Annotated in this window: 6 protein-coding genes; 3 read left to right on the top strand and 3 right to left on the bottom strand. The window is 71.1% G+C overall.

The genetic code is table 11. From position 1 onward, the window contains the following. Positions 1–110 precede the first annotated feature (110 nt). The gene (locus tag ACFV04_RS42920) at positions 111–578 is read right to left on the bottom strand and encodes a RidA family protein (RefSeq protein ID WP_360253610.1); all 468 of its coding nucleotides are present in this window, start codon (positions 576–578) and stop codon (positions 111–113) included. Next, positions 575–733 carry a DUF4177 domain-containing protein gene (locus ACFV04_RS42915; protein ID WP_094743074.1) on the bottom strand — a complete coding sequence of 53 codons (159 nt, stop codon included), beginning with the start codon at positions 731–733 and terminating at the stop codon, positions 575–577. Before ACFV04_RS42915 ends, ACFV04_RS42920 begins: the two co-directional genes overlap by 4 nt. A 213-nt stretch (positions 734–946) precedes the next feature. On the opposite strand from ACFV04_RS42915, the gene ACFV04_RS42910 reads away from it, so the two are divergent. After that, positions 947–2,035: an ArsA-related P-loop ATPase gene (locus tag ACFV04_RS42910; protein ID WP_380346350.1), complete on the top strand. Its 1,089-nt coding sequence runs from the start codon at positions 947–949 to the stop codon at positions 2,033–2,035. Continuing rightward, the gene (locus ACFV04_RS42905; RefSeq protein ID WP_380346348.1) at positions 2,032–3,297 is read left to right on the top strand and encodes an ArsA family ATPase; all 1,266 of its coding nucleotides are present in this window, start codon (positions 2,032–2,034) and stop codon (positions 3,295–3,297) included. The genes ACFV04_RS42910 and ACFV04_RS42905 overlap by 4 nt, the downstream gene beginning before the upstream one ends. 94 nt (positions 3,298–3,391) lie before the next feature. Here the strand turns inward: ACFV04_RS42905 and ACFV04_RS42900 are convergent, their stop codons facing one another. Continuing rightward, positions 3,392–3,715, bottom strand: a complete 324-nt coding sequence (locus ACFV04_RS42900; protein ID WP_030240986.1) for a WhiB family transcriptional regulator — start codon at positions 3,713–3,715, stop codon at positions 3,392–3,394. Positions 3,716–4,138: 423 nt separating this feature from the next. On the opposite strand from ACFV04_RS42900, the gene ACFV04_RS42895 reads away from it, so the two are divergent. Beyond that, positions 4,139–6,475 (top strand): transglycosylase domain-containing protein, encoded by a 2,337-nt coding sequence (locus ACFV04_RS42895; protein WP_380536515.1) that lies wholly within the window; start codon positions 4,139–4,141, stop codon positions 6,473–6,475. Positions 6,476–6,540: the final 65 nt, after the last annotated feature.

The following is a 6,540-nucleotide window of genomic DNA, read 5'->3' as shown; positions in this document are numbered from 1 at the left end:
GGGGGCCTGCGGGGGGGCTGGGGGTGCGTCGTTGCTCTTGGGGCCAGGCCCGGTTTCTAAGGGCTCGGTGGGGGGGTCGGCCAGGGCCGGCCCCGCCTCCGTGATCGGACTCAGACCGTCTTGACCCGCACCTGGAGCTCGACCTCGACCGGGGCGTCCAGCGGCAGCACCGCGACGCCGACCGCGCTGCGGGCGTGCACGCCCGCGGGGCCGAGGACCTTGCCGAGCAGCTCGCTGGCGCCGTTGACGACGCCCGGCTGGCCGGTGAAGTCGGGGGCGGAGGCGACGAAGCCGACGACCTTGACGACCCGCTCGATCCGGTCGAGGTCGCCGATCACGGACTTCACGGCGGCCAGGGCGTTCAGCGCGCAGGTCTGCGCGAGCTCCTTGGCCTCCTCCGGGGACACCTCGGCGCCGACCTTGCCGGTGCTCGGCAGCTTGCCGCCGACGACCGGGAGCTGGCCGGAGGTGAACACGAACTCGCCGGACTGCAGGGCCGGCACGTACGCGGCGACCGGGGCGGCCACCGGCGGCAGGGTCAGGCCCAGCTCGGCGAGCTTCGACTCGACGACGCTCATGCGTTCTTCTCCCGCTTGAAGTAGGCCACCAGCTGCTCCGGGTTCGGGCCGGGCACGACCTGGACGAGCTCCCAGCCGTCCTCGCCGAAGTTGTCCAGGATCTGCTTGGTGGCGTGCACGAGCAGGGGCGCCGTCATGTATTCCCACTTGGTCATGGCCAGACTCTAGACGAGCCGCCGCGGCGATCGGCGCCGCACGGGGACCGGCGTGTGAGGTGGAGCACAAAGAGGGCATGATCAGGCCTGGCACCCCCAGGTGCTCCGGGCATCCGGCGCGGTCCCTGGTTACCCTCGCGAGAGGGCACCCTGGTGAGGGGCACCCTCGTCAGGAGGGGACGCCCGTAGGACGGAGACGGACGGAGACGGAGCGTGGCACGCACCCCCGGCCAGGCGGACCGGCGCGATCCCGACTGGGAGGGCGTCCGGCTGCACGTGGTCAGCGGCAAGGGCGGCACCGGGAAGACCACGCTGGCCGCCGCGCTGGCCCTGGCGCTCGCGGCCGACGGCGGCCGGGTGCTGCTGATCGAGGTCGAGGGCCGGCAGGGCATCGCCGAGCTGTTCGGCATCGCCGCGCTGCCGTACGAGGAGCGCCGGATCGCCTCGGTCTCCCGCCGGCAGCTGGGGCTGCCCGCCGCGGAGGCGTCCGCGGGCGGGGCCCAGCCCGGCGAGGTCTTCGCGCTGGCGATCGACACCGAGCAGGCGCTGCTCGAGTACCTGGAGATGTTCTACAAGCTCGGCCGGGCCGGCAAGGCGCTGCAGAAGGTCGGCTTCGTCGACTTCGCGACCACCATCGCGCCCGGGGTCCGGGACGTCCTGCTCACCGGCAAGGCCTGCGAGGCGACCCGGCGCAAGGACCCGGACGGCCGGCGCCGCTACGACGCGGTGGTGATGGACGCCCCGCCGACCGGGCGGCTGACCCGGTTCCTGAATGTCAACGCCGAGGTCGCCGGGCTGGCCCGGATCGGCCCGATACACACTCAGGCGCAGGCCGTGATGCGGGTGTTGAAGTCCCCGGAGACCGCGGTGCACCTGGTCACCCTGCTGGAGGAGATGCCGGTGCAGGAGACGGTCGACGGCATCGGGGAGCTGCGCGAGGCGAAGCTCCCGGTGGGCGGGGTGCTGGTCAACATGGTCCGGCCGCCGGTGCTCGACGCGGCGGCGGTGTCCGCGGTGGACGGCGACCACCGCGAGGACGTCGCCCTGGCGCTCGGGGAGGCCGGGCTCGGGGGCCGCTCGCGCAAGCCGGAGACGGTCCGGGCCGCGGTGGAGCCGCTGATCGACCCGCTGCTGGAGCAGGCCAGGGAGCACGCCGAGCGGGTCGAGCTGGAGCGCGCGCAGCGCGCCGACCTGCAGCAGCTGCGGATCCCGACGTACGAACTGCCGCTGCTGAGCGAGGGCGTGGACCTCGGCGGGCTCTACCGGCTGGCGGGCGACCTGAAGCGGCAGGGGGCGGCATGACCTCGAACGGGGTGCGGAGCACCGGGAAGCGGCTCGCGGTGGACGAGCTGATCGACGATCCGGGGACCAGGATCGTCGTCTGCTGCGGGTCCGGCGGCGTCGGCAAGACCACCACCGCCGCGGCGATCGGCCTGCGGGCCGCCGAACGCGGCCGCAAGGTCGTGGTGCTGACCATCGACCCGGCCCGCCGGCTCGCCCAGTCGATGGGCCTGACCGAGCTCGACAACACCCCCCGGGTGGTGAAGGGCGTCACCGGGATGGAGGGGGCGCCGCTGCGCGACCCGGACGGGGACGGCGGGCGGCGCGAGGGCGAGCTCCAGGCCATGATGCTGGACATGAAGCGGACCTTCGACGAGGTCGTGCTGGCCCACGCCGAACCCGAACGGGCCCGCGCGATCCTGGAGAACCCCTTCTACCAGTCCCTGTCGGCCGGCTTCGCGGGCACGCAGGAGTACATGGCGATGGAGAAGCTCGGGCAGCTGCGGGACGCCGAGGAGTGGGACCTGATCGTCGTGGACACTCCGCCGTCGCGCTCGGCGCTGGACTTCCTGGACGCGCCCAACCGGCTCGGGTCCTTCCTGGACGGCCGGGTGATCCGGATCCTGACCGCTCCGGCCAAGGTCGGCGGGCGCAGCGCGATGCGGTTCCTGAACGCCGGGATGGGCCTGCTCACCGGCACCCTGGGCAAGATCTTCGGCGCCCAGCTGCTGACCGACGTGCAGACCTTCGTCAGTGCGACGGACTCGATGTTCGGCGGCTTCCGCGAACGCGCCGACCGCACCTACCAGCTGCTCAAGGCGCCGGGCACGGCGTTCCTGGTGGTGGCGGCGCCGGAGCGGGACGCACTGCGCGAGGCGGCGTACTTCGTGGACCGGCTCGCCGCGGACCGGATGCCGCTGGCCGGGCTGGTGCTCAACCGGGTGCACGGCACGGGCGCCCCGCAGCTGACCGCGGAGCGGGCGCTGGCGGCGGCGGAGGCGCTGGAGGAGAACGGCTCGGAGCACTCCTCGCCGGAGGCGGAGCTGCTCGCGGCCGGACTGCTGCGACTGCACGCCGAGCGGATGCAGATCATGGGGCGGGAGCGCCGCACCCGCGACCGCTTCGTCTCGGTCTACCCGGACGTGCCGATCGTGGAGGTCCCGGCGCTGCCGGGCGACGTGCACGACCTGGACGGACTGCGGGCCATCGGGGACCGGCTCAGCGGCGCGGCCCCGGGCGACGCCGCGCAGGACGGCGGCGACAAGGCTGATCGAAGGCGGTAGTTCGACAGCGGTAGGAGGCCGCGGGCGGTGCGACGTGCGCTCCGCCCGGGGCCGGCCCGGCCCGGACCCCCCGGTTCGGCCGGTGCGGTGCTGCTCAGCCCGCCTGTGCGTAGTCCGTCAGTATCACACCGGTCGCGAGGGACTCCTCGTACTCGGTGCGGGCGGTCTCCAGCAGCCTCCGCCACGAGATGACCGTCGGGCGCCGGCGCAGCAGTGCCCGCCGCTCGCGCTCCGTCATCCCGCCCCAGACCCCGAACTCCACCCGGTTGTCCAGGGCGTCCGCGAGGCACTCCGTCCGCACGGGGCAGCCGCTGCACACCGCCTTCGCGCGGTTCTGCGCCGCCCCCTGGACGAACAGTTCGTCCGGATCACTCGTGCGGCAGGCGGCCTGCGCACTCCAGTCGTCAACCCAGCCCATCCCGGCGCCGTCCTCTCCCGTATCGAGGCTCCCCCACGGCGGCAACGGCATATTCACCGTTGCCAGTTGAGGACGTTACGGAAGAACGACAGCTTGCAACAGCCCCTTCGGGCTCAATCTCGAATGACCCGATTGGACTATGGGTATCGGTCAGCTCACTCGTTGGAGTGATCGCAGGTCGCGCACCTTGCCAACGGCGGAGCCCCCACTCTCGCCACAGGAGCCATCACGGAGAGCAACCGTTCACGCGGGCACAGGAGGCCTCAGCCGCCTCAAAATCCGGACATCCGGGGGCAATTCGGGCAACTCTCTGCACTCACAAGAGTGAATGATGTTGACGCACCGAAGCTGTACCAAGCTTGTGACAAGCCTAGGCGAACACCTGCCCCTGTGTACGGGAATCCGCGACGTAGGGTTCTCCCCATGGCACCGAAGCGCCCACAGGCACCCCAGCCCCCAGGCAACACCGGAGCTCCGCGCGGCCGGGCCGGCGGATCACCGTTGGACCACGTCGGCAACGGCGTGAAGTTCCTGGGCGTCAGCGTGCTCTCCGGAGTCCTGCTGGCGGGGCTCGCCCTGCCGGCCGTCGGCGCCATGGGGCTGACCGCCAAGGACACGGCGGAGAGCTTCGACAACATCCCCGACGACTTCAAGACGCCGCCGCTCACCCAGGCGACCCAGATCTTCGACGCCAAGGGCGGGCTGATCGCCAAGGTCTACGAGCGCGACCGCACCGTCCTCACCGCCGACCAGATGTCGCCGTTCATGCGGCACGCCCAGGTCGACATCGAGGACGCCCGCTTCTACGAGCACGGCGCCGTCGACCTCAAGGGCATCCTGCGCGCGGTCAGCAAGAACGCCGAGAGCGGCACCGCCTCCCAGGGCGCCTCGACGCTGACCCAGCAGTACGTGAAGAACGTCAACGTGGAGAAGGCCGGCGACGACCAGGCCGCCGTCCTGGAGGCCCAGCGCAAGACCCTGGGCCGCAAGATCCAGGAGCTCAAGGTCGCCATCAAGCTGGAGGAGGACCTGAGCAAGGACCAGATCCTCACCAACTACCTCAACATCACCTTCTACGGCCACCAGGCCTACGGGGTCGAGGCCGCCTCCCAGCGCTACTTCAGCAAGAGCAACAAGGATCTGACCGTCGCCGAGGCCGCCACGCTGGCCGGCATGGTGCAGAACCCGTCGTCCTACGACCCGGTGCGCTACCCCGAGAACACGGTCAAGCGCCGCAACGTCGTGATCGACAAGATGCTGGAGAACAAGCACATCACCGCCGACGAGGCGAAGGAGGCGAAGGCCGCCCCGCTGGGCCTGAAGTACAAGGACCCGCAGAACGGCTGCATCACCGCCCAGGCCGGGATGGGCTTCTTCTGCGACTACGTCCGCCACGTGGTCAAGCAGGACCCGGCCTTCGGCAAGAGCGCCGACGAGCGCAAAAAGCTCTGGGACACCGGCGGCCTGAACATCTACACCACGCTGGACCCGGACAAGCAGGCCGCGGCCCAGAACGCCGTCACCAAGAAGGTCAACGTGACCGACACGGTGTCGGCGGCCGCGACCATGATGGAGCCGGGCACCGGCAAGATCCTGGCGATGGCCCAGACCCGCCCGTACGGCCTGGACCCGAACAAGAACCAGACCGTCGTCAACCTCAACGTGGACGCCTCGATGGGCGGCGGCAACGGCTTCCAGACCGGTTCGACGTTCAAGCCGATCCTGGCCGCGGCGGCGCTGGAGTCGGGCATGGCGCCCACCCAGGCGTTCCCCTCCCAGAACAAGATCGAGTACCCGCAGATGTCCACCTGCTCGGGCACCTGGAAGAACGTCCCGACGCCGGGCGAGGGCAAGGCGACGGTCAAGAACGAGTCGGACAGCGAGGTCGGCCCCTACCAGCTGAAGGAGGCCATGGCCCGCTCGGTCAACACCTACTTCGTGCAGATGGAGCAGCAGGTCGGCCTCTGCGCGATGAAGCAGATGGCGAACAAGCTGGGCATCACCCAGTCCGCCAAGGGCGACGCCTTCCGCGAGGTGCCCTCGATGGTCCTGGGCACCCTGGAGCTCTCCCCGCTGACCATGGCGAACGTCTACTCGACCTTCGCCGCGCGCGGCAAGTACTGCACCCCGATCGCGATCAACAAGATCAGCACGGTGGACGGCAAGGAGCTCCCGGTCCCGCAGACCCAGTGCAGCCAGGCCTTCTCCGAGGACACCGCCGACAAGCTCAACACCGTCCTGCTGAACGTGACCGAGAAGGGCACCGCGGCCGCGCTCGGCCTGGACGGCGGCCGCAAGATCGCCGGCAAGACCGGTACCACCGACGAGAAGAAGGCCGCCTGGTTCAGCGGCTACACCCCGTCGCTGGCCACCTCGGTCTGGCTCGGCGGCCCGGCCGGCGGCGTCAAGATGAAGAACATCAACATCGGCGGCAAGCACTTCGACGAGGTCTTCGGCGCCGACGGTCCCGGTCCGATCTGGCAGATGGCGATGAACCAGGCCCTCCAGGGCTCGCCGATGGAGCCGATCCAGACCATCGACATCCCGGACCCGCAGCCGGCCACCCCGCCGGCCGGTGCCACCGCGCCCCCGGCCGACCAGAACCCCCAGCCGCCGGCGGGCAACCCCCCGCCGCCGCAGGGCGGCGGCAACCCCGGCGGCGGCAACGGCGGCGGCAACGGCGGGATGATCGGCGGCGGGTTCACATTCCCGCCGGGCATGATCGGCGGCGGCAACGGCGGGAAGCTCGGCGGCGTCTAGTGCTGACCCGGGCGTCCGGGCCCGGACCGCGGAACGTTGCGTAGGGGCGTCCTCCGGTTCGGAGG

The organism is Kitasatospora sp. NPDC059599 (assembly GCF_042735125.1).
Lineage (GTDB): Bacteria > Actinomycetota > Actinomycetes > Streptomycetales > Streptomycetaceae > Kitasatospora.
This window is presented reverse-complemented; position numbering and strand designations above follow the sequence as displayed.